This window comes from Streptomyces caelestis, assembly GCF_014205255.1.
Classification (GTDB): Bacteria; Actinomycetota; Actinomycetes; order Streptomycetales; family Streptomycetaceae; genus Streptomyces; species Streptomyces caelestis.
In genome coordinates, this window is the sequence record NZ_JACHNE010000001.1 from 1,235,126 (window position 1) to 1,257,819 (window position 22,694).

Annotated in this window: 23 protein-coding genes and 2 pseudogenes; 16 read left to right on the forward strand and 9 right to left on the reverse strand. The window is 71.6% G+C overall.

Translation table 11 applies throughout. The features are described from left to right. Positions 1-88: 88 nt before the first annotated feature. Positions 89-661 (reverse strand): helix-turn-helix domain-containing protein, encoded by a 573-nt coding sequence (locus HDA41_RS05445; protein WP_184981214.1) that lies wholly within the window; start codon positions 659-661, stop codon positions 89-91. 78 nt (positions 662-739) lie between these two features. Here HDA41_RS05445 and HDA41_RS05450 point away from each other — a divergent pair, with 78 nt between their 5' ends. From HDA41_RS05450 to HDA41_RS05470, 5 genes are all read left to right on the forward strand, one after another. Further along, positions 740-1,687: an NAD(P)/FAD-dependent oxidoreductase gene (locus HDA41_RS05450; protein ID WP_184981216.1), complete on the forward strand. Its 948-nt coding sequence runs from the start codon at positions 740-742 to the stop codon at positions 1,685-1,687. Between the two features lie 93 nt (positions 1,688-1,780). Beyond that, positions 1,781-3,319, forward strand: a complete 1,539-nt coding sequence (locus HDA41_RS05455; RefSeq protein WP_184981218.1) for an ATP-dependent DNA ligase — start codon at positions 1,781-1,783, stop codon at positions 3,317-3,319. Beyond that, a complete protein-coding gene (locus HDA41_RS05460; RefSeq protein WP_184981220.1) occupies positions 3,316-3,774 on the forward strand; it encodes an NUDIX hydrolase in 459 nt (152 codons plus the stop codon). The genes HDA41_RS05455 and HDA41_RS05460 overlap by 4 nt, the downstream gene beginning before the upstream one ends. A 76-nt stretch (positions 3,775-3,850) precedes the next feature. Then, complete coding sequence (locus HDA41_RS05465; RefSeq protein WP_184981222.1) at positions 3,851-5,236, forward strand: NADP-dependent succinic semialdehyde dehydrogenase; 1,386 nt, start codon at positions 3,851-3,853, stop codon at positions 5,234-5,236. A gap of 25 nt (positions 5,237-5,261) precedes the next feature. Then, positions 5,262-5,498: a DUF6213 family protein gene (locus HDA41_RS05470; RefSeq protein ID WP_031137122.1), complete on the forward strand. Its 237-nt coding sequence runs from the start codon at positions 5,262-5,264 to the stop codon at positions 5,496-5,498. Between the two features lie 75 nt (positions 5,499-5,573). Here HDA41_RS05470 and HDA41_RS05475 read toward each other — a convergent pair whose 3' ends face one another. Then, a complete protein-coding gene (locus HDA41_RS05475) occupies positions 5,574-6,242 on the reverse strand; it encodes a thiaminase II/PqqC family protein (protein WP_184981224.1) in 669 nt (222 codons plus the stop codon). Between the two features lie 192 nt (positions 6,243-6,434). Here HDA41_RS05475 and HDA41_RS41050 point away from each other — a divergent pair. Then, a pseudogene (locus tag HDA41_RS41050) lies at positions 6,435-6,533 on the forward strand (cupin domain-containing protein); the annotation flags it as partial. Positions 6,534-6,606: 73 nt separating this feature from the next. Here the strand turns inward: HDA41_RS41050 and HDA41_RS05480 are convergent. Next, positions 6,607-7,833, reverse strand: a complete 1,227-nt coding sequence (locus tag HDA41_RS05480; protein WP_184993180.1) for an acyl-CoA dehydrogenase family protein — start codon at positions 7,831-7,833, stop codon at positions 6,607-6,609. Positions 7,834-8,002: 169 nt separating this feature from the next. On the opposite strand from HDA41_RS05480, the gene HDA41_RS05485 reads away from it, so the two are divergent. Then, entirely contained in the window at positions 8,003-8,647 is a 645-nt protein-coding gene (locus HDA41_RS05485; RefSeq protein ID WP_184981226.1) for a TetR/AcrR family transcriptional regulator, read from the forward strand. A 95-nt stretch (positions 8,648-8,742) separates the two neighbouring features. Here the strand turns inward: HDA41_RS05485 and def are convergent, their stop codons facing one another. Next, positions 8,743-9,282 (reverse strand): peptide deformylase, encoded by a 540-nt coding sequence (gene def, locus HDA41_RS05490; protein ID WP_184981228.1) that lies wholly within the window; start codon positions 9,280-9,282, stop codon positions 8,743-8,745. A gap of 159 nt (positions 9,283-9,441) precedes the next feature. Here def and HDA41_RS05495 point away from each other — a divergent pair, with 159 nt between their 5' ends. The 4 genes from HDA41_RS05495 (at position 9,442) to HDA41_RS05510 (ending at position 13,724) form a co-directional block, all read left to right on the forward strand. Then, positions 9,442-10,680 (forward strand): MurT ligase domain-containing protein, encoded by a 1,239-nt coding sequence (locus tag HDA41_RS05495; protein WP_184981230.1) that lies wholly within the window; start codon positions 9,442-9,444, stop codon positions 10,678-10,680. Positions 10,681-10,703: 23 nt separating this feature from the next. Then, positions 10,704-11,432, forward strand: coding sequence for a type 1 glutamine amidotransferase (locus HDA41_RS05500; RefSeq protein ID WP_059417691.1), 729 nt, complete (start codon positions 10,704-10,706; stop codon positions 11,430-11,432). Between the two features lie 199 nt (positions 11,433-11,631). Then, positions 11,632-12,657, forward strand: a complete 1,026-nt coding sequence (locus HDA41_RS05505; protein WP_184981231.1) for a 6-phosphofructokinase — start codon at positions 11,632-11,634, stop codon at positions 12,655-12,657. 116 nt (positions 12,658-12,773) lie between these two features. Then, positions 12,774-13,724: a cytochrome c oxidase assembly protein gene (locus tag HDA41_RS05510; protein ID WP_184981232.1), complete on the forward strand. Its 951-nt coding sequence runs from the start codon at positions 12,774-12,776 to the stop codon at positions 13,722-13,724. 41 nt (positions 13,725-13,765) lie between these two features. Here the strand turns inward: HDA41_RS05510 and HDA41_RS05515 are convergent, their stop codons facing one another. Continuing rightward, positions 13,766-14,077: a hypothetical protein gene (locus HDA41_RS05515; protein WP_184981233.1), complete on the reverse strand. Its 312-nt coding sequence runs from the start codon at positions 14,075-14,077 to the stop codon at positions 13,766-13,768. A gap of 61 nt (positions 14,078-14,138) precedes the next feature. Here HDA41_RS05515 and HDA41_RS05520 point away from each other — a divergent pair. Both HDA41_RS05520 and HDA41_RS05525 read left to right on the forward strand, forming a co-directional pair. After that, positions 14,139-15,550 (forward strand): annotated as a pseudogene (locus HDA41_RS05520) (serine/threonine-protein kinase). 13 nt (positions 15,551-15,563) lie between these two features. Beyond that, positions 15,564-15,743 (forward strand): hypothetical protein, encoded by a 180-nt coding sequence (locus tag HDA41_RS05525; protein ID WP_184981234.1) that lies wholly within the window; start codon positions 15,564-15,566, stop codon positions 15,741-15,743. A gap of 4 nt (positions 15,744-15,747) precedes the next feature. Here HDA41_RS05525 and HDA41_RS05530 read toward each other — a convergent pair whose 3' ends face one another. The 4 genes from HDA41_RS05530 to HDA41_RS05545 form a co-directional block, all read right to left on the reverse strand. Beyond that, positions 15,748-16,953: a sensor histidine kinase gene (locus HDA41_RS05530; RefSeq protein ID WP_184981235.1), complete on the reverse strand. Its 1,206-nt coding sequence runs from the start codon at positions 16,951-16,953 to the stop codon at positions 15,748-15,750. Further along, positions 16,950-18,659: a sodium/solute symporter gene (locus tag HDA41_RS05535; protein WP_184981236.1), complete on the reverse strand. Its 1,710-nt coding sequence runs from the start codon at positions 18,657-18,659 to the stop codon at positions 16,950-16,952. Before HDA41_RS05535 ends, HDA41_RS05530 begins: the two co-directional genes overlap by 4 nt. Before the next feature lie 71 nt (positions 18,660-18,730). Beyond that, the gene (locus tag HDA41_RS05540) at positions 18,731-19,090 is read right to left on the reverse strand and encodes a hypothetical protein (protein ID WP_184993182.1); all 360 of its coding nucleotides are present in this window, start codon (positions 19,088-19,090) and stop codon (positions 18,731-18,733) included. A gap of 2 nt (positions 19,091-19,092) precedes the next feature. Next, entirely contained in the window at positions 19,093-19,842 is a 750-nt protein-coding gene (locus tag HDA41_RS05545; protein ID WP_184981238.1) for a LytR/AlgR family response regulator transcription factor, read from the reverse strand. A 118-nt stretch (positions 19,843-19,960) separates the two neighbouring features. Between HDA41_RS05545 and HDA41_RS05550 the strand changes: the two genes are divergently transcribed. The 3 genes from HDA41_RS05550 to rocD all read left to right on the forward strand — a co-directional run bounded on the left by HDA41_RS05550 (position 19,961) and on the right by rocD (position 22,638). Further along, the gene (locus tag HDA41_RS05550; protein WP_184981240.1) at positions 19,961-20,476 is read left to right on the forward strand and encodes an Lrp/AsnC family transcriptional regulator; all 516 of its coding nucleotides are present in this window, start codon (positions 19,961-19,963) and stop codon (positions 20,474-20,476) included. A gap of 126 nt (positions 20,477-20,602) precedes the next feature. Further along, on the forward strand, positions 20,603-21,424 hold the full coding sequence (gene ddaH, locus HDA41_RS05555) for a dimethylargininase (protein WP_184981242.1): 822 nt from the start codon (positions 20,603-20,605) through the stop codon (positions 21,422-21,424). Beyond that, the gene (gene rocD / locus HDA41_RS05560) at positions 21,421-22,638 is read left to right on the forward strand and encodes an ornithine--oxo-acid transaminase (RefSeq protein ID WP_184981244.1); all 1,218 of its coding nucleotides are present in this window, start codon (positions 21,421-21,423) and stop codon (positions 22,636-22,638) included. The genes ddaH and rocD overlap by 4 nt, the downstream gene beginning before the upstream one ends. Positions 22,639-22,694: the final 56 nt, after the last annotated feature.

Genomic DNA, 22,694 nt, shown 5'->3' on the forward strand with positions numbered 1-22,694 from the left:
TGACCGGGGTCGGTTCGCATACTAAGCGGTCGCTTGCAGATCGGGGAAGTCTCCGGGTGACGAGTACGGCCGAGAGGCACCGCGTACGTCACGACCGCCTGGGCCGGGCCCGCACATGCATCCGCTCCCCCTGCGGTCCGAACAGGCTGAGGAACTCCACGGGCCCCTCCCCCGTCGACCCGAACCAGTGCGGCACGCGGGTGTCGAACTCCGCGGCCTCCCCCGCCGTGAGCACCACGTCGTGCTCGCCCAGCACCAGGCGCAGCTTCCCGGACAGCACGTACAACCACTCGTAACCCTCGTGGGTGCGCGGGTCCGGTTCCTGCCTGCGCTGGGGTTCCAGCACCTTGTAGGCCTGGAGGCCGCCGGGCTGGCGGGTGAGCGGCCAGTGGGTGCGGCCGAACATCTCGATCGGCTTCGACCGCACCCGCGGGTCACCGGCCGGCGGGGCTCCGACCAGCTCGTCCAGGGCCACCTGGTGCGCCCGGGCGATCGGCAGCAGCAGCTCCAGGCTGGGTTTGCGCAGGCCGGACTCCAGTCGCGACAGGGTGCTCACGGAGATCCCGGTGGTCTCGGAGAGCGCCGCCAGGGTCACCTCCCGCTCCTTGCGCATCTGCCGCAGCCGGGGGCCGACGCCCGCGAGTACCTCGTCCGTAGTCATGGTCGTATTGCAGGTTCGGCAAACACGTTTGTCAATCCCGTAGCACCGGGGCGACTCTCGGCGGTGGAGGTGGTCACCATGACCGAGAAGTACGCAGTGGTCGTCATCGGCGGGGGTGCGGCGGGGCTGTCCGCGGCCCTGGTGCTGGGCCGGGCGCGGCACCACACGCTGGTCGTCGACGCGGGCGAGCCGCGCAACGCGCCCGCCGCGCACATGCAGGGCTATCTGTCGCGGGACGGGATGCCGCCCGCCGAGTTCCTCGCCGTGGGCCGGGAGGAGATCGCGCGGTACGGCGTGGAGCTCGTGCGGGACCGGGTGGTGGAGGTGGAGAAGGGCGAGGACTTCGCCGTGGTGCTGGCCGGCGGACGGACGGTGCGGGCCCGGCGGTTGATCGTCGCCACCGGGCTGCGGGACGAGCTGCCGGCGGTCCCCGGGGTCGCCGAGCGGTTCGGCCGGGACGTGCTGCACTGCCCGTTCTGCCACGGCTGGGAGGTGCGCGACCAGCCGTTCGGGGTGCTGGCGTCGAGCCCGGCGAGCGTGCACCAGGCGCTGATCGTGTCCCAGTGGTCGAAGGACGTGCGGTTCTTCCTGCACACGGTCGCCGAGGAGGAGCTGTCCGACCAGGACCTGCGCCGGCTGGCCGCGGCCGGGGTGGACGTGGTGCCCGGCGAGGTCGCGGGGCTGGTGGTCGAGGACGACCGGCTCACCGGTGTCCGGCTCGCTGGGGACACCCCCTCTGCGGAAGGTACGACGCACGCCCGCTCCGTGCTGTTCGTCGGCCCGCGCCCGGTCCCGCAGACCGGCCTGCTGGAGCGCCTCGGTGCCGAGCTGCACGAGACGCCCTTCGGCGCGTACCCGGTGGTCGACCCGACGGGGCTGACGACCGTCTCGGGCGTGTGGGCCGCGGGCAACGCGATCGGCTTCGCCGAGCAGGTCGTGCACGCGGCGAGCGGCGGGTACCGGGCGGCGTCCGCGATCGTCGGGGATCTGCTGATGGCCGACCTCGACATGGCCGCCCGGGAGTAGAGGTGCCGCCTGCGCGATCGCCGGCGGCCTGACGGCGGACCGCGACCCCGCCGTCCGGGTGTAGAGGCGGCTCCTGCGGTGCACCATGGCTGCATGCTGTTGCACCGGCTGGCCCGAGTGTCCCAGGAGGTCGCCGCCACCTCGGCGCGGTCCCGGAAGACGGCCCTGCTCGCGGAGCTCTTCCGGGACGCTGAGGGGGATGACGTGCCGATCGTCATCCCGTACCTGGCGGGCCGGCTGCCGCAGGGCCGGATCGGCGTCGGCTGGAAGGTGCTGAGCCGCCCGGTCGCCCCCGCCGCCGAGCCGGGCCTGACCGTGCGGGAGCTGGACGCCCGGCTGTCGGAGCTGGCCAAGGTGTCCGGCCCCGGCTCCCAGGCGGAACGGGCCCGGCTGGTCGGGGAGTTGATGGGCGCGGCCACCGAGGACGAGCAGCGGTTCCTGATCGGGCTGCTCACCGGCGAGGTGCGGCAGGGCGCGCTGGACGCGGTCGCGGTCGAGGGACTGGCCCAGGCGACCGGGGCGCCCCCGGCGGACGTACGGCGGGCCGTGATGCTCGCCGGCTCCCTCCAGACGGTCGCCGAGGCGCTGCTGACGGACGGCCCCGCCGCCCTGGACCGCTTCCGCCTCACCGTCGGCCGTCCGGTCTGGCCGATGCTGGCGCACAGTGCCTCCTCCGTCGCCGAGGCGGCGGACAAGCTCGGCGCCTGCGCGGTCGAGGAGAAGCTGGACGGCATCCGCGTCCAGGTGCACCGGGACGGCGACACGGTACGGCTCTACACCCGCACCCTCGACGACATCACCGACCGCCTGCCCGAAGTGACGGCCGCCGCGCTGGAGTTGCGGGGCGAGCGGTTCATCCTCGACGGCGAGGTGATCTCCTTCGACGAGGGCGGCCGCCCCCGCTCGTTCCAGGAGACCGCCGGCCGCGTCGGCTCGCGCACGGACGTGGCGACGGCGGCACGCGCGGTGCCGGTCTCCCCCGTCTTCTTCGACGCGCTCTCCGTCGACGGCCACGATCTGCTCGACCTGCCGTTCGCCGAGCGGCACGCCGAGCTGGCCCGGCTGGTCCCCGAGCCGATGCGGGTGCGCCGTACGACGGTGTCCGGCCCGGAGGACCTGCACACGGCGGAGGAGTTCCTCGCCGAGACGCTGAAGCGCGGCCACGAGGGCGTCGTCGCCAAGGCGCTGGACGCCCCCTACAGCGCGGGCCGGCGCGGCGCGTCCTGGCTGAAGGTCAAGCCCGTCCACACCCTCGACCTGGTCGTCCTGGCCGCCGAGTGGGGCCACGGCCGCCGCACGGGCAAGCTCTCCAACCTCCATCTGGGCGCCCGCACCGCCGACGGCGGCCTCGCCATGCTCGGCAAGACCTTCAAGGGCATGACCGACGCGATGCTGACCTGGCAGACGGAACGGCTCCAGCAGCTCGCCGTCGACGACGACGGCCACGTCGTGACCGTCCGCCCGGAGCTCGTCGTCGAGATCGCCTACGACGGCCTCCAGCGCTCCACCCGCTACCCGGCCGGCGTCACCCTGCGCTTCGCCCGCGTCGTCCGCTACCGGGAGGACAAGCGCCCCGAGGACGCCGACACGGTCGAGACGCTGCTGGCCGCGCATCCGGAGGTGAGCCCGTGAAGCGCAGTGCCGGTCTGCTGCTCTTCCACCACACCGACGACGGCCTCGAAGTGCTGCTCGGCCACATGGGCGGCCCGTTCTTCGCCCGGCGCGACGCCGGGGCGTGGACCATCCCCAAGGGCGAGTACGAGCCCGACGAGTCCGCCTGGGCGGCGGCCCGGCGCGAGTTCGAGGAGGAACTGGGGCTGTCCCCGCCCGACGGCGAGGGCCTCCCCCTGGGCGAGGTCCGGCAGACAGGCGGCAAGATCGTCACGGCCTGGGCGATCGAGGCGGACCTCGACCCGGCGACGATCGCGCCCGGCACGTTCCGGATGGAGTGGCCGCCGAGGTCGGGACAGCTCCAGGAGTTCCCCGAGCTGGACCGGGTGGCGTGGTTCGGGCTCGACCGGGGCCGCGAGGTGATCGTCAAGGCGCAGGCGGCGTTTCTCGACCGCCTGGCGGAGCACTCGCCCTGAGGAGACGCTCCCGCGTTGCGGTCACCTCCGCCGCGCGGGAAGGTCGGAATACAGCCCGCACCGAGGGAGGTCAGCCATGCCCATCGCAACGGTGAACCCGGCGAACGGCGAGACGCTCAAGACGTACGAGGCCATGGGCGAGGAGGAGATCGAGCGCCGGCTCCAGCTCGCGGAGGCCACGTTCCGCACGTACCGGACGACGACGTTCGACGAGCGCGCCCGGCTGATGAGGAAGGCCGCCGACCTCCTCGAAGAGGACCAGCAGGACATCGCCCGCGTGCTGACCACCGAGATGGGCAAGCCGATCCAGCAGGCCCGGGCCGAGGCCGCGAAGTGCGCCAAGGCGATGCGCTGGTACGCCGACCACGCCGAGGAACTGCTCGCCGACGAGGAGCCCTCCGACACCGACGTGAAGGACTCCGGCGCCTCGCGGGTACGGGTGCGCTACCGGCCGCTGGGACCGGTGCTGGCGGTCATGCCGTGGAACTTCCCGCTGTGGCAGGTGGTCCGCTTCGCCGCGCCCGCCCTGATGGCCGGGAACGTGGGTCTGCTCAAGCACGCCTCGAACGTCCCCCAGACCGCCCTCTACCTGGAGGACCTGTTCCACCGGGCGGGCTTCACGGAGGGCTGCTTCCAGACCCTGCTGATCGGCTCAGCCGCGGTCGACGACATCCTGCGCGACGAGCGGGTCAAGGCGGCCACCCTCACCGGCAGCGAGCCCGCGGGCCGCGCGGTCGCCTCCACCGCCGCTGAGATGATCAAGAAGACGGTGCTGGAGCTGGGCGGCAGCGACCCCTTCGTCGTCATGCCCTCCGCCGACATCGACCGGGCCGCGCGGGTCGCGGTGACCGCGCGGGTGCAGAACACCGGGCAGTCCTGCATCGCCGCCAAGCGGTTCATCGTGCACACGGACGTCTACGACGCCTTCGCCGAGCGTTTCGCCGAGGGCATGAAGGCGCTGAAGGTCGGCGACCCGATGGCCGAGGAGACCGAGGTCGGGCCGCTCTCCAGCGAGCAGGGACTGCGCGACGTGGAGGAGCTGGTCGACGACGCGGTGCGCGGCGGTGCCGAAGTGCTGTGCGGTGGCGAACGGCCGGACGGGCCGGGCTGGTACTACGCGCCGACCGTCCTCGCCGGCATCACCCGGGAGATGCGCATCCACCGGGAGGAGGCGTTCGGACCGGTCGCCACGCTGTACCGGGCGGCCGACCTGGACGAGGCCGTACTGATCGCGAACGACTCGCCGTTCGGACTGAGTTCCAACGTGTGGACGCGGGACGAGGCCGAGGTGGACCGGTTCGTCCGGGACCTGGAGGCGGGCGGTGTGTACGTCAACGGGATGACGGCCTCGCATCCGGCATTCCCGTTCGGCGGAGTGAAGCGGTCCGGGTACGGGCGTGAGCTGTCCGGGCACGGAATCCGCGAGTTCTGCAACATCACGACCGTTTGGCACGGTGCGTGAGTGTTGCGGGGCTACGATCCCGTCTGTGAACCGCGAAGTGACTCTGCCTTTGATCGTCGACGACCGCGGGACCTTGCAGGTGGCTGCGGCCGATGTCAGCAAGCTGTTGCGGACGGTGGGGGGTCGGTGGGTGCGGCTGGTGGAGGCCGGGGAGTCGGGGCTCGACGAGGATACGGTCGCCGAGTTGGCCATTGAGCTGGCGAAACTGGCCGATCGTATTGATGTGGCGTGTATCGCGCACAGCAGTGGGGGTGCGACGTAGTCGCGGCGTGTGCGGGTGTGTTGTGGCTGGCCGCGCCCACACGGCGGAGCCGCCGTTCGACACAGCCCCGCGCCCCTAAGAGGGCGGGTCCCCCAGCGTGGACCAGAACATCGCCTCGTATACCTGAAGCAGGCGGCCGTGTTCATGTGCTCGTTTCTCGTCGAGGCGCCCGGCGTCCAGAGCCGCCTGCACCGCTGCCGTCGCCAGCGTGTCCAGCTCGGGTGACGGCTCCGCGAAGAAGTCGAAGAAGGCGCACGCCTCCTCCGTGAAGCCGTAATGGGCACGCAGGGCCTCGGCGATCGTCGCGCAATAGCCGCCCCACGCGGAGAAGTTGGCGGTCAGGGCCAGGACGACGTCCGCCGGTGAGGCGTTGAGGGCCAGCCAGGCGACGTACGCGGGGTAGGCCTGGCAACCAGGAAGCGGCTCGTACGACGCCTCCCCCGCCTCGTCCACACCGCACGCTCGCGCAAAGGCCACCAGTCGCTCACCGGCCAGCACCTCGCCCTCCGCGAGCGTGATGAAGAAGGCCGCGGCCTCCGGGTCCCTCACGCGGGAGCGCTCCGCCAGATGTTCGAACGCCCGGCGGTCCGCCGGGATCACCCACGTCTGTTCCAGGGCGAGGGCGGCGAGCGTGGTCAGGGGTGCCGTGCCGTCGGCGATCCGGGGGACCAAGGCGTTGGACCGTGGGTCCGGAGCGAGGTTCGCGGTGGTCGTCGTCAGCAGGTCCCGGGCCGGGTGCCTCATCGCGTCCTCCGTCGTGGGGGTGTGGACACGAGCCTGGCACGGCGTCCCCGACCCGGGATAGTCCGACGCGAGATCGGCGCCCCACCGGGTGATCGTGGGTGGACCACCCTCCGAGGTGAACCACCTTCTGAGGTGGACCACCTTCTGACCGGGGGCGAAAGCGGGCACGGTCCATGGCGACTTCGTGCGGACCCTCGGTGTCCGTTCCCGACGGACGCGCCCGCGAGGATGTTCTTCCAGGCGAGCCCGCCGCCGGACCACGAGCGTTACTTCGAGGAACTGCCGGAGATCCCCGCAACGAGGCCCCGCCGCGGGTCAAGGCCGGCTTCCACTCCGCCGTCCCTTCGGCGAGGCCAGGCCCCGGTTACCGGATCGTCATGCCCGACAGCGTCCGCGCGATCACCAGGCGCTGGATCTCGCTGGTGCCTTCGAAGATCGTGTAGATCGCCGCGTCCCGGTGCATCCGCTCCACCGGGTACTCCCGCGTGTAGCCGTTACCGCCCAGGATCTGGATCGCCTGGGCGGTGACCTTCTTGGCCGTCTCGCTCGCGAACAGCTTGGACATCGAGCCCTCGGCCGCCGTGAACGGCTTGCCGTTGACCGCCATCCAGGAGGCGCGCCAGACGAGGAGCCGGGCCGCGTCGATGGACGTGCGCATGTCCGCGAGCTGGAACGCCACGCCCTGGTTGTCGATGACCGGCCGGCCGAACTGCTCCCGCGTCTTGGCGTAGTCGAGGGCGACCTCGTACGCGGCCCGGGCGGTACCGACCGCCATGGCCCCGACCGCCGGGCGCGACGCCTCGAACGTGGCCATCGCCGCGTTCTTCACGCGCTCCCCGCCCTGCTTGGCCTTCTCCCGCGCCCGGGCGAGCCGCTCGTCCAGCTTCTCCTTGCCGCCGAGCAGGCAGGAGCCGGGAACGCGCACGTTGTCCAGGACGACCTCGGCGGTGTGCGAGGCACGGATGCCGTGCTTCTTGAACTTCTGGCCCTGGGACAGCCCCTCGGTGCCCGGCGGGATGATGAAGGAGGCGTGCCCCTTGGAGCCGAGCTCCGCGTCGACCACCGCGACCACGACATGGACGTTGGCGATACCGCCGTTGGTCGCCCAGGTCTTGGTGCCGTTGATCACCCACTCGTCCTTGGCCTCGTCGTAGACGGCCCGGGTGCGCATGGAGGCCACGTCGGAGCCGGCGTCGGGCTCGGAGGAGCAGAAGGCGGCGACCTTGACATCATTGGCGTCGCCGTACATCTGCGGGATCCAGGTGCCGATCTGCTCCTCGGTGCCGTTGGCGAGGACGCCGACGGCGGCGAGACCGGTGCCGACGATGGACAGGGCGATGCCCGCGTCGCCCCAGAACAGCTCCTCCATCGCCATGGGTATGCCGAGGCCGGTGGGGTCGAAGTACTGCTGGGCGTAGAAGTCCAGGGAGTAGATGCCGACCTTGGCGGCCTCCTGGATGACCGGCCAGGGAGTCTCCTCACGCTCGTCCCATTCGGCGGCCGCGGGGCGGATCACATCGGCGGCGAAGCCGTGCAGCCAGTCGCGGACCTCCTTCTGTTCGTCGTTGAGCTCCATGGTGAACTCGGCCATGTCGGTCCCCTCCAGCGGCACACGTGCATGTTACTTGCGGTAACACCAGTCTGTTACCGGTGGGTAGTCCGCGTCAACTCCTACCGACCGGTCGGCACTCGGTGTCCGGGGCATGTTTGAGTGTTAGTTTGCGCAGGCGTCATCGAATCAGAACGGGTGGGGAGAGCACATGGACACCACGCAGCGGACCGACCAGCAACGGTCCGCCGACCGCCGACGGCGTGAGCTGCTGGAAGCCGCCGACCGAGTGGTGCTGCGCGACGGTCCGCAGGCCTCGATGAACGCGATCGCCGCGGAAGCCGGTATCACCAAGCCGATTCTGTACCGGCACTTCGGCGACAAGGGCGGACTTTACGCGGCCCTTGCCAAGCGGCACACCGACGCGCTGCTGGATTCCCTGCGGGCGGCGCTGGACGCGCCGGCGGAGAGGCGGGAGCGGGTCGAGGCGACGCTGGACACGTACCTCGCGGCGATCGAGGCGCGGCCCCAGGTGTACCGGTTCCTGATGCATCCGGCGGAGGGCGGCCAGCCGGGGGATCCTGGGTTCGATGTCGGCAAGCACAGTGCGCCGTTGTTGCGGCGGATGGGCGAGGAACTCGCGCAGGTCATCGAGGAGCGGCTGGACCTCGGGCCGGGTGGACAGCAGCTGGCGCGGGTGTGGGGGCATGGGATCGTCGGCATGATGCATGCGGCAGGGGACTGGTGGCTGGGGGAACGGCCTTGTTCTCGTGCCGAGTTGGTGCGCAGTCTCGCTGATCTGTTGTGGGGACGCCTTGCGGCTGCGGGGGATCGGATGGGTGGGCCGGGGTTTTGACGGTTGCGTTCCGTCTGACCGCCGGTGGGGCTTGTTCGCGCCCGCGCGGCGGAGCCGCGTGTCGAACACAGCCCCGCCCCCTGAGGTAGGAGCAGTCACGTACCCCAAGAGGCCCGAGCCACTTGCCGCATCAGTCTGCGGTGGCGCCAGCCCTTGAGGTGGTCCGCGTAGATGCGGCCCTCCAAGTGGTCGTACTCGTGCTGCAGGCAGCGGGCGAAGAAGCCCGAGCCGTGCACCGTGACCGGGTCGCCGGTCATCGTGAAGCCCTCGACCACCGCGTGGTCGTAACGCTCCGTGCCCGCTTCCAGGCCCGGTAGGGACAGACAGCCCTCCGGGCCCCGGATCACCACTCCGTCCGCCTCGACCAGGCACGGGTTGACCACGTGGCCCAGGTGCCGGACGTCCTCGTCGTCGGGGCAGTCGTAGACGAAGACCCGCAGCGGCTCGCCGATCTGGTTGGCGGCGAGGCCGACGCCCTGGGCGGCGTACATGGTCGCGAACAAGTCCTCGACGAGGCGGGCCAGTTCGGGGCCGAAGTCGGTGACCTCAGCGCAGGGTGTGTGCAGGAGGGGGTCGCCGTGCAGGGTGAGGGGTCTCACGTGGCCGTGGGCGCCGGGGATGGAGCTGTTTCGCATGGCGGCAAGAGTAAGGTCCCTGTCATTCCGCGCCTTCCGCACGAGTTCACCACAGTGCCGCGGTACGGGAGTGCTAATGGATCTCGATAGGCTGAGGTCCACACCACGTGGCCGTCAGGCTTCAAGGCGCGGCGCGTACGCAAGGAGGATCGAGAACTGATGGCAGGCAACTCGGACCCGCTCTCGCCGCGGGCCAAGCTGGCCGTGACCGCGGGCAAGGCGGTCGCGGCGGCATCCCGCGCCGCGGGGCGCGGCAGCGGTTCGGTGATCGGCGGCCGGGTGGCGCTCAAGCTCGACCCCGACCTCCTCGCCCGGCTCGCCCAGAACCTGGACGTGATCCTGGTCTCCGCGACGAACGGCAAGACCACGACCACCCGGCTCATCGCCGAGGCCCTGCGCGCCGCGGGGCCGGTCGTCTCCAACGCGCTCGGCGCCAACATGCCGGCCGGGATCACCTCGGCGCTCGCGGGCAGCTCGGACGCCCGGTACGGCGTCATCGAGGTCGACGAGAAGTATCTCGCCGGCGTCGCCCGGGACACCGCCCCGAAGTGCATCGCACTGCTCAACCTCTCACGCGACCAGCTCGACCGCGCCGCCGAGACCCGCATGCTCGCCGAGAACTGGCGGGAGGGACTCGCCGGTTCCAAGGCCGTGGTCGTGGCCAACTGCGACGACCCGCTGGTGGTGTGGGCGGCGTCCTCCTCCCCCAATGTGATCTGGGTCGCGGCCGGGCAGATGTGGAAGGACGACGCCTGGTCCTGCCCGTCGTGCGGTGGCGTGATGCAGCGCCCGGGCGACGACTGGTTCTGCGGTGAGTGCGGTTTCCGCCGTCCGACGCCGAGCTGGGCGCTCTCCGTCGACCACGTCCTCGACCCGCACGGCTCGGCCTGGCCGATCCACCTCCAGCTGCCGGGCCGCGCCAACAAGGCCAACGCCGCCTCCTCGGCCGCCGTCGCCGCCGTGTTCGGGGTGCCGCCGCAGGTCGCGCTGGAGCGCATGTACCAGGTGCAGGCGGTGGCCGGGCGCTACGACGTCGTCCAGTTCCAGGGCCGTGACCTGCGACTGCTGCTCGCGAAGAACCCGGCCGGCTGGCTGGAGACGTTCTCCCTGATCGACCCGCCGCCCGCCCCGGTCATCCTCTCCGTGAACGCCCGTGGCGCCGACGGCACCGACACCTCCTGGCTGTGGGACGTCGACTACACGCGCCTGACGGGCCACCCGATCTGCGTCGTCGGCGACCGGCGGCTGGACCTCGCGGTGCGCCTGGAAGTCGCCGACCAGCACTTCCAGGTCTACGAGAACCTCGACCAGGCCGTGGCGGCGTGCCCGCCGGGCCGGATCGAGGTCATCGCGAACTACACGGCGTTCCAGGACCTGCGCCGCCGGGTCGGCAACTGAGCACGAGACGTCAGGGGACTTTTGTGAGCGACAACCAACTGCGCATCGTCTGGATCTATCCCGACCTGCTCAGCACCTACGGCGACCAGGGCAACGTCCTCGTCGTGCAGCGCCGGGCCCAGCAGCGCGGCCTGGACGTGGCGCGGCTGGACGTGCGCAGCGACCAGCCGATCCCGACCTCCGGCGACATCTACCTGATCGGCGGCGGCGAGGACCGTCCGCAGCGGCTCGCGGCCGAGCGGCTGCGCCGGGACGGCGGACTGACCCGGGCCGTGGAGAACGGCGCCATCGTGTTCTCGGTGTGCGCCGGCTACCAGATCCTCGGGCACGAGTTCATCAACGACCTCGGACAGCGCGAGCCCGGCCTCGGCCTGCTGGACGTGGTGTCGGTGCGCGGCGAGGGCGCGCGGTGCGTCGGTGACGTGCTGGGCGACATCGACCCGCGCCTCGGCCTGCCCCCGCTGACCGGCTTCGAGAACCACCAGGGCGTCACCCACCTCGGCCCCACCGCCCGCCCGCTCGCCCGGGTGCGCTTCGGCAACGGCAACGGCACGGGCGACGGCACGGAGGGCGCGTTCAACGACACCGTGTTCGGCACGTACATGCACGGCCCGGTGCTCGCGCGCAACCCGCTGATCGCGGACCTGCTGCTGAAGCTGGCGCTCGACGTCAACGCGCTGCCGCCGACGGACGACCGCTGGTACGAGGCACTTCGCAACGAGCGCATCGCGGCTGCTCAGCAGCCTGCCTAGACCTGCTGAGCAGCGTGCGGGGAGCACGCGTCAACCTGCTGGTCAACGGCCCGTATGACGGCGCATCCGCACAGGTGAGCGGGGTCGTCCAGCAGGCGGACGCGTGCTTCGGTCCGGCCCCTCGATGCCGCTAGGGTGGCGGGGATTCGAGCCGGACAACGTGGTCCGGTCCCGGCCCACGTCGATAAGGTTTCGGGCTATGCGCATTGGTGTCCTCACGTCCGGCGGCGACTGCCCCGGCCTGAACGCCGTCATCCGGTCCGTCGTGCACCGCGCCGTCGCCGACCACGGCGACGAGGTCATCGGCTTCCGGGACGGCTGGAAGGGCCTTCTGGAGTGCGACTACCTCAAGCTCGACCTCGACGCGGTGGGTGGCATCCTCGCCCGCGGCGGCACGATCCTCGGCTCCTCCCGGGTCCGTCCCGAGCACCTGCGGGACGGCGTGGAGCGGGCCAAGGGGCACGTCGGGGAACTCGGGCTCGACGCGATCATCCCCATCGGCGGCGAGGGCACGCTCAAGGCCGCCCGGCTGCTGTCCGACAACGGCCTGCCGATCGTCGGCGTGCCGAAGACCATCGACAACGACATCGCGGTCACGGACGTCACCTTCGGCTTCGACACGGCCGTGGGGGTGGCGACCGAGGCCCTCGACCGGCTGAAGACCACCGCCGAGTCCCACCAGCGCGTGCTGATCGTGGAGGTCATGGGCCGGCACACCGGCTGGATCGCGCTGCACTCCGGCATGGCGGCCGGCGCGCACGCCATCGTCGTCCCCGAGCGTCCCTTCGACGTCGACGAGCTGACCCGCAAGGTGGGTGAGCGGTTCGAGGCGGGCAAGCGCTTCGCCATCGTCGTCGCGGCGGAGGGGGCCAAGCCGAAGTCCGGGACCATGGAGTTCGACGAGGGCGGCAAGGACATCTACGGGCACGAGCGGTTCGCCGGGATCGCCCGTCAGCTGTCGGTGGAGCTGGAAGGGCGGCTGGGGAAGGAAGCCCGGCCGGTGATTCTCGGGCATGTGCAGCGGGGTGGGACTCCGACCGCCTATGACCGGGTGCTCGCCACGCGGTTCGGATGGCATGCGGTGGAGGCCGTGCACCGGGGCGAGTTCGGGCGGATGACCGCGCTGCGCGGGACCGACATAGTGATGGTGTCGTTGGCCGAGGCCGTGGAGACGCTGAAGACGGTGCCGGATGAGCGGTACGCCGAGGCGGAGTGCGTCCTCTGAGGTCCCCGCGCCGCTGAGCACGTCTTACCGCCCCCGGTCACGTGTGTGACCGGGGGCGGTTCTACTCTTGGGGCGGACAGATTGCTGCACACCCCCACGAAACAGGAGCCGGCGGAATGGATCACAGCGGGCACGGCACGACCATGGATCTGCCGCCGTTCACGCTGGGACGAGGGCTGGAGTGGTCGGCCGACCCGTTCTTCCTCATCGCCTGCCTGGCCGGGCTGGCGCTGTACGGGTGGGGTGTCGTGCGGCTGGTGCGACGCGGCGACAAGTGGCCGGTGGGGCGGACGGTCGCCTTCGTCATCGGCGTGCTGAGCATCGTGCTCATGATGTGCACCCAGCTGAACGACTACGGCATGGTCATGTTCAGCGTGCACATGGTGCAGCACATGGTGATCAGCATGGTGTCGCCGATCCTGATCCTGCTCGGGGCGCCGCTCACGCTGGCGCTGCGCGCGCTGCCGACGGCGGGCCGGGGCCGTAAGGGACCCCGTGAGCTGCTGCTGATGTTCCTGCACAGCCGCTACATGCGGATCGTCACCCACCCGGCGTTCACGATCCCGCTGTTCATCGCGAGCCTGTACGGGCTGTACTTCACGCCGCTGTTCGACTTCCTGATGGGCTCCAAGACGGGGCACATCGCGATGATGGTGCACTTCCTCGCCGTCGGCCTGGTGTTCTTCTGGCCGATCATGGGCGTGGACCCGGGCCCGCACCGGCCGGGCTACCTGATGCGGATGCTGGAGCTGTTCGCGGGCATGCCGTTCCACGCGTTCTTCGGGATCGCGCTGATGATGGCGTCCGAGCCGATGGTCGAGGCGTTCAAGAACCCGCCCGCCTCGCTCGGCATCGAGGCGCTGTCCGACCAGAACGCGGCGGGCGGCATCGCCTGGGCGTTCAGCGAGATCCCGTCCGTACTGGTGCTGGTCGCGCTGCTGTTCCAGTGGTACGCCTCGGACCAGCGGCAGGCCAGGCGCGAGGACCGGGCCGCCGACCGTGACGGGGGCAAGGAACTCGAGGCGTACAACGCCTATTTGAGCTCGCTGCACGCACGCGGGAACTGACTCTTCCCACGCCCCAAGGCGCCCGTTCGTCCTCGCTCTGCTCATTCTCCACAACGCGGCTGAATGGCTTTTTCCTTCAGTAGCACGAAGGCGCCACCCAGCTCAATGCCACCCGCGTCGAGCGCCGCGCCCAGGAGCAGTGCGCCGCCGACGGCGACCGGCTCACCGCCGCAGGTCACCCACTCCCCTCCCCCGGCCACCAGCTCGCCTCCCACCGGCGAACCGGTCACCAGCAGCGCGGCGCCGCCCAGGAGCAGCGCGCCGCCGCCCGTGAGCAGCACGCCCCCGTCCAGCGCCCCCGCGACGACCACGCCTGCGCCGACCGCCCCCGTGCCCACCGCTCCGGCGAACACCCCACCCACCCCGAGCGCCGCCGTCTAGCACCGCACCCCCGCCGACCCCGGGAGTCACCGGATGTCCTCAGGATCACCGACGTCGGGAGTGGGCCGGGTCGTCGCCGGCCGTTATCTGCTGCTGCGCCGGCTCGGCAGCGGCGGCATGGGGCATGTCTGGCTCCCCCACGACCAGAGACTCGCCTGCGAGGTCGCGCTGAAGGAGATCGTGTTCCGCGACCCGGCCGAGGCGGGAAACGAGCGGGAGGCTCGGGTCGCGCGGGCCCGTGCGGAGGCCCGGCACGCGGCCGGGCTGCGCGGACACCCGCACGTGGTGACGGTGCCCGACGTGCTGGAGCACGAGGGGCTGCCGTGGATCGTCATGGAGTACGTGACCGGCATGGACCTGCGGGAGCTGGTGACCCGGCGCGGGCCGCTCGCCCCGGCCGAGTGCGCCCGCGTCGGCCTCGCCGCGCTGCACGCGCTGACCGCGGGCCACGAGCGGGGCGTGATGCACCGGGACGTGAAGCCGGCGAACATCCTGCTCGCGCCGGACCGCACGGACTCGCCGTACGGGCGGGTGCTGCTCACCGACTACGGCATCTCCGTGCAGCCGGTCGCCCGTGAGACGCGGTACACGAGGGCGTCCGCGCTGGTCGGCACGGCGGGGTGTCTGGCGCCGGAGCGGGCGTCCGGCAGCGCGCCGACGCCGGCCGCCGACCTGTTCTCGCTGGGCTGCACGCTGTACTTCGGCGTCGAGGGTCGCGGTCCCTTCGAGCGGGAGTCGCACCTGGCGGCGCTCACCGCGGTGGTCATGGAGGAGCCGCTCGCACCGGTCCTGTGCTCGCGGACCGGCCGGGCGGGACCCGGTTCGCCGGCATGCCCCGGCTCTCCCTGGACCCGACCTGCCGGGACAAGGCGCCCGACGGGCAGGTGGTCGCGTTCGTCGAGGCGGCCTCGGCGGACGAGGCACGGAAACGGGGGCCGGCCCGGTGCGAGGAGCGGACCCGGGAGCTGCGGGACCGGCTCGCCGATGTCCGCAACCACGCCGTCGTGCCGAGCGGCACCGGGTTCGAGGCGGCGGGGCGGCGCACCGCCTGCCTGGTCCTCGGCGCGCACGGGCCGCTGTACGGGCCGCTCGGGGAGCGACGTAGGTTCGGTACGGCGTTCGCCGACACCGCGACCATGCAGAAGCGTGACTGCTTGGACGTCCGTTCGAACCCGGAGGCACGGCTGGTGCCGTGCGGCGGGCGGTACGACCAGCAGGTGCTCGGATTCACCCGACTGGGCGGCGGCGTGACACTCGCCGAGGCCCGGACCTCATCGGACGCGGCATGCGCCCGGGACGTGGCACCGCGCGACTACGGCTTCGATCCGTCCGTCTACGAAGCCGGTTCGTGGACCAGCGACGGACCCTGGAAATCCGGTACTCATGTCGTCGTCTGCACCGTCAGGAGGCAGAACGGGGGCACCATGGGGGAAACAGAACCATGAGGAGGGTGTTGCGATGCCCGGTTCCACGAACGGTTCGAACGCGACGAAGACCATGGGAGGGCTCACCGTCGGCGGCCTCGTCCTGGTGACGGCCTACACGGTGGCGCTCGGCAGCAACGGCTGGCTGTGGTTCGGCTGGGTCGTCCTGGGCCTGATCACCCTCGGGATGGTGGTCACCACGAAGAGCACCTGAGAGCTCACTCCCGGGTCAGCCGTCCGGCCGAATGCACGCCCGGCTGGTACTTCGGGAGCCGGACGGTGATCTTCATGCCCGCACCCGTGGCGGTCTCGATGACGAGGCCGTGGCCGTCGCCGTAGACCTGGCGGAGCCGGTCGTCGACGTTGGAGAGCCCTATGCCCCCCGAGGGGCTGACCTCGCGGGCGAGGATACGGCGGAGCAGGACGGGGTCCATGCCGGCGCCGTCGTCCTCGATGACGACCAGGGCCTCGGCACCCGCGTCCTGGGCGGTGATCTGGATGTGGCACTTGTCGGCCTTGCCCTCCAGTCCGTGCTTGACGGCGTTCTCGACGAGCGGCTGGAGGCACAGGAAGGGCAGGGTGACGGGCAGCACCTCCGGGGCGATCTGGAGAGTGACGGCGAGGCGGTCGCCGAAGCGTGCCCGTACGAGTGCCAGGTAGTGGTCGATGGCGTGCAGTTCGTCGGCGAGAGTGGTGAAGTCGCCGTGCCGGCGGAACGAGTAGCGGGTGAAGTCGGCGAACTCCAGGAGCAGTTCACGGGCACGCTCGGGGTCGGTGCGGACGAACGAGGCGATCACCGCGAGCGAGTTGAAGATGAAGTGCGGGGATATCTGGGCCCGCAGCGCCCTGATCTCGGCCTCGATGAGGCGGGTGCGGGACTGGTCCAGGTCCGCCAGCTCCAGCTGCACGGACACCCAGCGGGCCACCTCGCCGGCCGCCCGGACGAGGACCGCCGACTCGCGGGGCGCGCAGGCGACGAGGGCGCCGTGTACGCGGTCGTCGACGGTGAGCGGGGCGACGACCGCCCAGCGCACCGGGCAGTCGAGGAGGTCACAGGTCAGCTGGAAGGCCTCGCCGCGGCCGGTCTCCAGAGGGCCGGCCAGGCGTTCCATGATCTCGGTGCGGTGGTGGGCGCCGTCACCGTCCCAGACCAGGACCTGTTTGCGGTCGGTCAGGCAGAGGGCGTCCGTGCCGAGCAGGGAGCGCAGTTTGCGGGCGGATTTGCGGGCGGTCTCCTCCGTCAGCCCGGCCCGCAGCGGGGGTGCGGCGAGGGAGGCGGTGTGGAGGGTCTCGAAGGTGGCGTGTTCGACGGGGGTGCCCAGGCCGCCGAGGCTCTGGGGGCGTGCCGTGCGCCGGCCGAGCCAGACGCCCACGGCCAGCACCGGGAGCACGGCGACGCACAGGCCCGCCAGGAATCCGCTCATGCCGTCACCTCCGTGCGCAGTTCCTCGGGCAGGTGGAACCGGGCCAGGACCGCCGCCGTGCCCGGCGGCACCCGGCCGGGAGTGGCCAGGGACACCAGGATCATGGTGAGGAAGCCCAGCGGCACCGACCAGAGCGCGGGCCAGGCGAGCAGGGCGTGCAGCGCGCCCTGGCCCGGGTAGCCCGCCATGGTCGCGGCGACGGCGAGCAGGGCGGAGCCGCCGCCGACCAGCATGCCGGCGGCCGCGCCGGGCGGGGTCAGCCGCCGCCACCAGATGCCGAGGACGAGCAGCGGGCAGAACGAGGACGCGGACACGGCGAAGGCGAGCCCCACCGCGTCGGCGACCGGGAGCCCGCCGACCAGGACGCTCGCCGCGAGGGGCATGGACATCGCGAGGGCGGTCCCGAGCCGGAAGTGCCGTACGCCCCGCGCGGGCAGGACGTCCTGGGTGAGCACGCCCGCGACGGCCATGGTGAGACCCGAGGCCGTGGACAGGAACGCGGCGAAGGCGCCGCCCGCCACCAGCGCGCCCAGCAGATCGCCGCCCACTCCCCCGATGATGCGGTCGGGCAGGAGGAGGACGGCGGCGTCCGTGTCGCCGGTGAGGGTGAGTTCCGGGGCGTAGAGGCGGCCGAGGGCGCCGTAGACGGGCGGCAGGAGGTAGAAGGCGCCGATCAGGCCGAGGACCACGACGGTGGTGCGGCGGGCGGCGACGCCGTGCGGGCTGGTGTAGAAGCGGACCACGACGTGCGGCAGGCCCATGGTGCCGAGGAACGTGGCGAGGATCAGCCCGTACGTGGCGTACAGCGGGCGTTCCTCGCGGCTCTCGGCCTGTGCGGGCGACAGGTCGCCGCCGCTGCGCTGCGCCTCGGGGACGGTCGCTCCCTCGGCGAAGGTGAGCCGGGTGCCGCGTTCGACGCGGTGGGTGCCGGCGGGCAGGTCGAGGCGGGCGCCGGTGTGTTCACGGCCGTCCACGGTGCCGGTCACCGTGACGGTGAGGGGCCGGTCCAGTTTCAGGTCGATGCTGTCGCCCACGCGGACGACGCGCTGCTCGCGGAAGGTGGACGGTTCGTCGAAGGCGTGGCGGGGGGCTCCGTCGCTCTGCCAGGCGAGCACCAGGAACAGGGCGGGGACGAGCAGGGCGGTGAGTTTCAGCCAGTACTGGAAGGCCTGGACGAAGGTGATGCTGCGCATGCCGCCGGCGGCGACGGTGGCGGTCACGACGACGGCGACGATCACGCCGCCGAGCCAGTCGGGCGCCCCGGTCAGCACCGTCAGGGTCAGTCCCGCGCCCTGGAGCTGGGGCAGCAGGTACAGCCAGCCGACGCCGACGACGAAGGCACCGGCCAGCCGCCGTACGGCCTGGGAGGCGAGGCGGGCCTCGGCGAAGTCGGGGAGCGTGTAGGCGCCGGAGCGGCGCAGCGGGGCGGCGACGAAGAGGAGCAGGACCAGGTAGCCGGCGGTGTATCCGACCGGGTACCAGAGCATGTCGGGGCCCTGGACCAGGACCAGGCCCGCTATGCCCAGGAAGGAGGCGGCGGAGAGGTACTCGCCGCTGATGGCGGCGGCGTTGAGGCGGGGGCCGACGGTGCGTGAGGCGACGTAGAAGTCGGAGGTGGTGCGGGAGATGCGCAGGCCGAAGGCACCGACCAGGACCGTCGCGACGACGACCAGGGCGACGGCGGGGACGGCGTAGTTGGAGTTCATCGGGCGCCAGTTCGATCGTCGGTCATGGGTCGTCGGTCATCAGTCGTCGGTCATCAGTCGCTGGCCGTCGTTCATCGGTCTTCGACGAGGCGTACGAAGTCGCGCTCGTTGCGCTCGGCGCGGCGGACGTACCAGCGGGCGAGCAGGACCAGCGGTGCATAGAGGCCGAAGCCGAGGACGGCCCACTCCAGGCGGCGGGTGCCGGGCATCGCCGCGAACAGCAGCGGCAGCGGGCCGACGAGCAGAGCGAGGACCGCGAAGACGGCGAGGGCGGCGCGCAGCTGGGTGCGCATCAGGGAGCGGACGTAGGTGTGGCCGAGGGTGGTCTGCTCGTCGATCTCGGTGCGCGGGCGGTAGTAGCCGGAGGCCCTGCGGGTTTGGCGGGGCGGGCCGGTGACGACGACGCGGCGCTCGGTGTGGTCCTGGGGCACCGTCACGCCCTCCTCATGAGCAGGTCGCGCAGTTCGCGCGTGTGGCGCCGGCTGACCTGGAGTTCCTCGGAGCCGACGAGGACGCTGACGGTGCCCGCGTCGAGGCGGAGTTCGCCGATGTGGCGCAGGGCGACGAGGTGGCGGCGGTGGATGCGGACGAAGCCGCGGGAGCGCCAGCGCTCCTCCAGGGTGGACAGCGGGATGCGGACCAGGTGGCTGCCCTTGTCGGTGTGCAGGCGGGCGTAGTCGCCCTGGGCCTCGACGTGGGTGATGTCGTCGACGGCCACGAAGCGGGTCACGCCGCCGAGCTCGACGGGTATGTGGTCGGGGTCGGGCTCGCTCACGGGTATGCGGGGCGCGGTGCCGCGCAGCTCGGCGGCACGCCGTACGGCCTCCGCCAGCCGTTCCTTGCGGACGGGCTTGAGGACGTAGTCGACGGCCTTGAGGTCGAAGGCCTGGACGGCGAAGTCCTCGTGGGCGGTGACGAACACGACCAGCGGCGGCCGGGCGAACCCGGTGAGCAACCGGGCCAGGTCGAGCCCGTCGAGGCCGGGCATCTGGATGTCGAGGAAGACGACGTCGATCGCCTCGGGCCCGCCCGGGCCGGACTCCAGGGCGCGGTTGATGCGGCGCAGTGCCTCGGTCGCGTCGCCGGCGCCCTCCGCGCTGCCGATGCGGGGGTCCGCGTGCAGCAGGTAGAGCAGTTCCTCCAGCGAGGGGCGTTCGTCGTCGACAGCGAGGGCGCGCAGCATGAACCCGGAGTGTAGGGGCGATCGGTACGTCTGGACATGTGCCGGTGGACGTTGCCCCTGGGCGAGGTGCCCGCGCCGGGCCGGGCGCGGCCGGGATACCGGTGGATACAGTGCCCGCATGAACAGCAGGTCCACGCCGTTCGACGAACTCGACCGGAAGATCATCACGGCGTTGATGGCGAACGCCCGGACGTCCTTCGCCGAGATCGGCACGGCGATCGGGCTGTCGGCCACGGCGGTCAAGCGCCGGGTCGACCGGCTGCGGGAGACCGGCGTCATCACCGGGTTCACGGCCACGGTGAAACCGTCCGCGCTGGGCTGGCGCACCGAGGCCTACGTCGAGGTGTACTGCGAGGGCGCAGCCCCGCCGCGGCGGCTGGCCGAGGTCGTGCGCGACTACCCGGAGATCACCGCGGCGATGACCGTGACGGGCGGTGCGGACGCGTTGCTGCACGTGCGGGCGCGGGACGTGGAGCACTTCGAAGAGGTGCTGGAGCGGATCCGCCAGGAGCCCTTCATCCGGAAGACGATCAGCGTGATGGTGCTGTCCCATCTGCTTCCGGACAGTCCGGAGGCGGGTGCCAGCCATCCGGCGCCGGAGGAGTTGCCGGGCGGCGCAGCAGGCGTGCGCTGACCGGCCTCAAGACGCAGCGTTCCTGCGCCCACGCGCAACTGATGTTCCTTGTCGGCCGCCTCCGCCAGTTCCTACCTTGGTGTCAACCACCAGTCACACACCGTGAGGAAGCGGAGGGACCCCTCTGTGCCCGACTCCCGTGTGCCGCGCCGGCGGCGCTACCTCGTCTGCGAGCCCAGACACTTCGCCGTGCAGTACGCGATCAACCCGTGGATGCGTCCCGGCGAACCCGTCGACGTCATCCGCGCGCTGGACCAGTGGCAGGCGCTGGTCGACGCCTACCGTGCCCACGGCCATACCGTGGACACTGTGAAACCCGTGCCCGGTCTGCCCGACATGGTCTTCGCCGCGAACGCGGCGGTCGTCGTCGACGGCCGCGTCTTCGGCTCCCTCTTCCACGCGCCCGAGCGGCGTGGCGAGTCCGTGCCGTACGAGGCGTGGTTCAAGTCGGAGGGCTACGAGGTCTACCACCCCGAGTCGGTGTGCGAGGGCGAGGGCGACCTGGTGCCGGCCGGCCGCTGGATCCTGGCCGGGACGGGCTTCCGCACCACCCGTGAGGCCCACAGCGAGGCGCAGGAGTACTTCGGGCTGCCGGTGATCAGCCTGACGCTGGTGGACCCGTACTTCTACCACCTGGACACGGCGCTGTTCGTCCTGGACGAGGAGAACATCGCCTACTACCCCGAGGCGTTCTCGCCGGGCAGCCGCGAGGTGCTGGCCCGGCTGTACCCGGACGCGGTGCTCGCCACCCGTGAGGACGCGATGGCGTTCGGGCTCAACTCCGTCTCCGACGGGCGGCACGTGTTCATCTCACCGGGGGCGACGGGCCTGGCCGGCCGGCTCGCCGGCCGTGGCTACGTCCCCGTCCCCGTCGACCTGTCCGAGTTCCAGAAGGCCGGTGGCGGCATCAAGTGCTGCACCCAGGAGATCCGGGAGATCCGCTCATGACAGCACCCGTCCGTACCCGTGGCTCTCAGGACCTCATCCGCGCGGAGGAGCCGGTCCTCGCGCACAACTACCATCCGCTGCCCGTGGTCGTCGCCCGTGCCGAGGGCACCTGGGTGGAGGACGTGGAGGGGCGGCGCTACCTCGACATGCTGGCCGGCTACTCGGCGCTCAACTTCGGGCACCGGCATCCGGCGCTGATCGAGGCGGCCCACCGCCAGCTCGACCGGCTGACCCTGACCTCCCGCGCCTTCCACAACGACCGGCTCGCCGAGTTCGCCGAGCGGCTGGCGGCGCTGACCGGCATGGACATGGTGCTGCCCATGAACACCGGTGCGGAGGCGGTGGAGAGCGGGGTGAAGGTGGCCCGGAAGTGGGCGTACGACGTCAAGGGCGTCCCGGCGGACCGGGCGACGATCGTGGTCGCGGCGGACAACTTCCACGGCCGTACGACGACCATCGTCAGCTTCTCCACGGACGAGACGGCGCGGCAGGGGTTCGGCCCCTTCACGCCGGGTTTCCGGATCGTGCCGTACAACGACCTGGCCGCGCTGGAGGCGGCGGTCGACGAGACGACGGCGGCGGTGCTGATCGAGCCGATCCAGGGCGAGGCCGGGGTGATCATCCCGGACGAGGGCTACCTGGCCGGTGTGCGCGAGCTGACCCGCCGCAAGGGGTGCCTGTTCGTCGCGGACGAGATCCAGTCCGGGCTCGGCCGCACGGGCAGCACGCTGGCGGTCGAGTACGAGTCGGTCGTGCCGGACGTGGTGCTGCTGGGCAAGGCGCTGGGCGGCGGCATCGTGCCGGTGTCCGCGGTGGTCGCCCGGCGGGAGGTGCTCGGGGTGCTGCACCCCGGGGAGCACGGGTCCACCTTCGGCGGCAACCCCTTGGCGGCCGCGGTCGGCACGGCGGTGGTCGAGCTGCTGGAGACGGGCGAGTTCCAGCGCCGCGCGACCGAACTGGGCGGGGTCCTGCGGGACGGCCTGACCGGGCTGGTCGGCAAGGGTGTCGTCGGCTTCCGCTCGCGGGGCCTGTGGGCGGGCGTCGACATCGACCCCGCGCTCGGTACCGGCCGCGAGATCAGCGAACGCCTCATGCGCGAGGGAATCCTGGTCAAGGACACCCACGGCTCCACGATCCGCCTGGCCCCACCGCTCACCATCACGGACGAGGAACTCGAGGACGCGCTCGGTTCATTGGAGAAGGTGCTGCGGTAGGAGGCAGAGGGGCTGTGGAGGAGGACGCCCCGGCAGAGGGGTGACGGCGGCGGCCG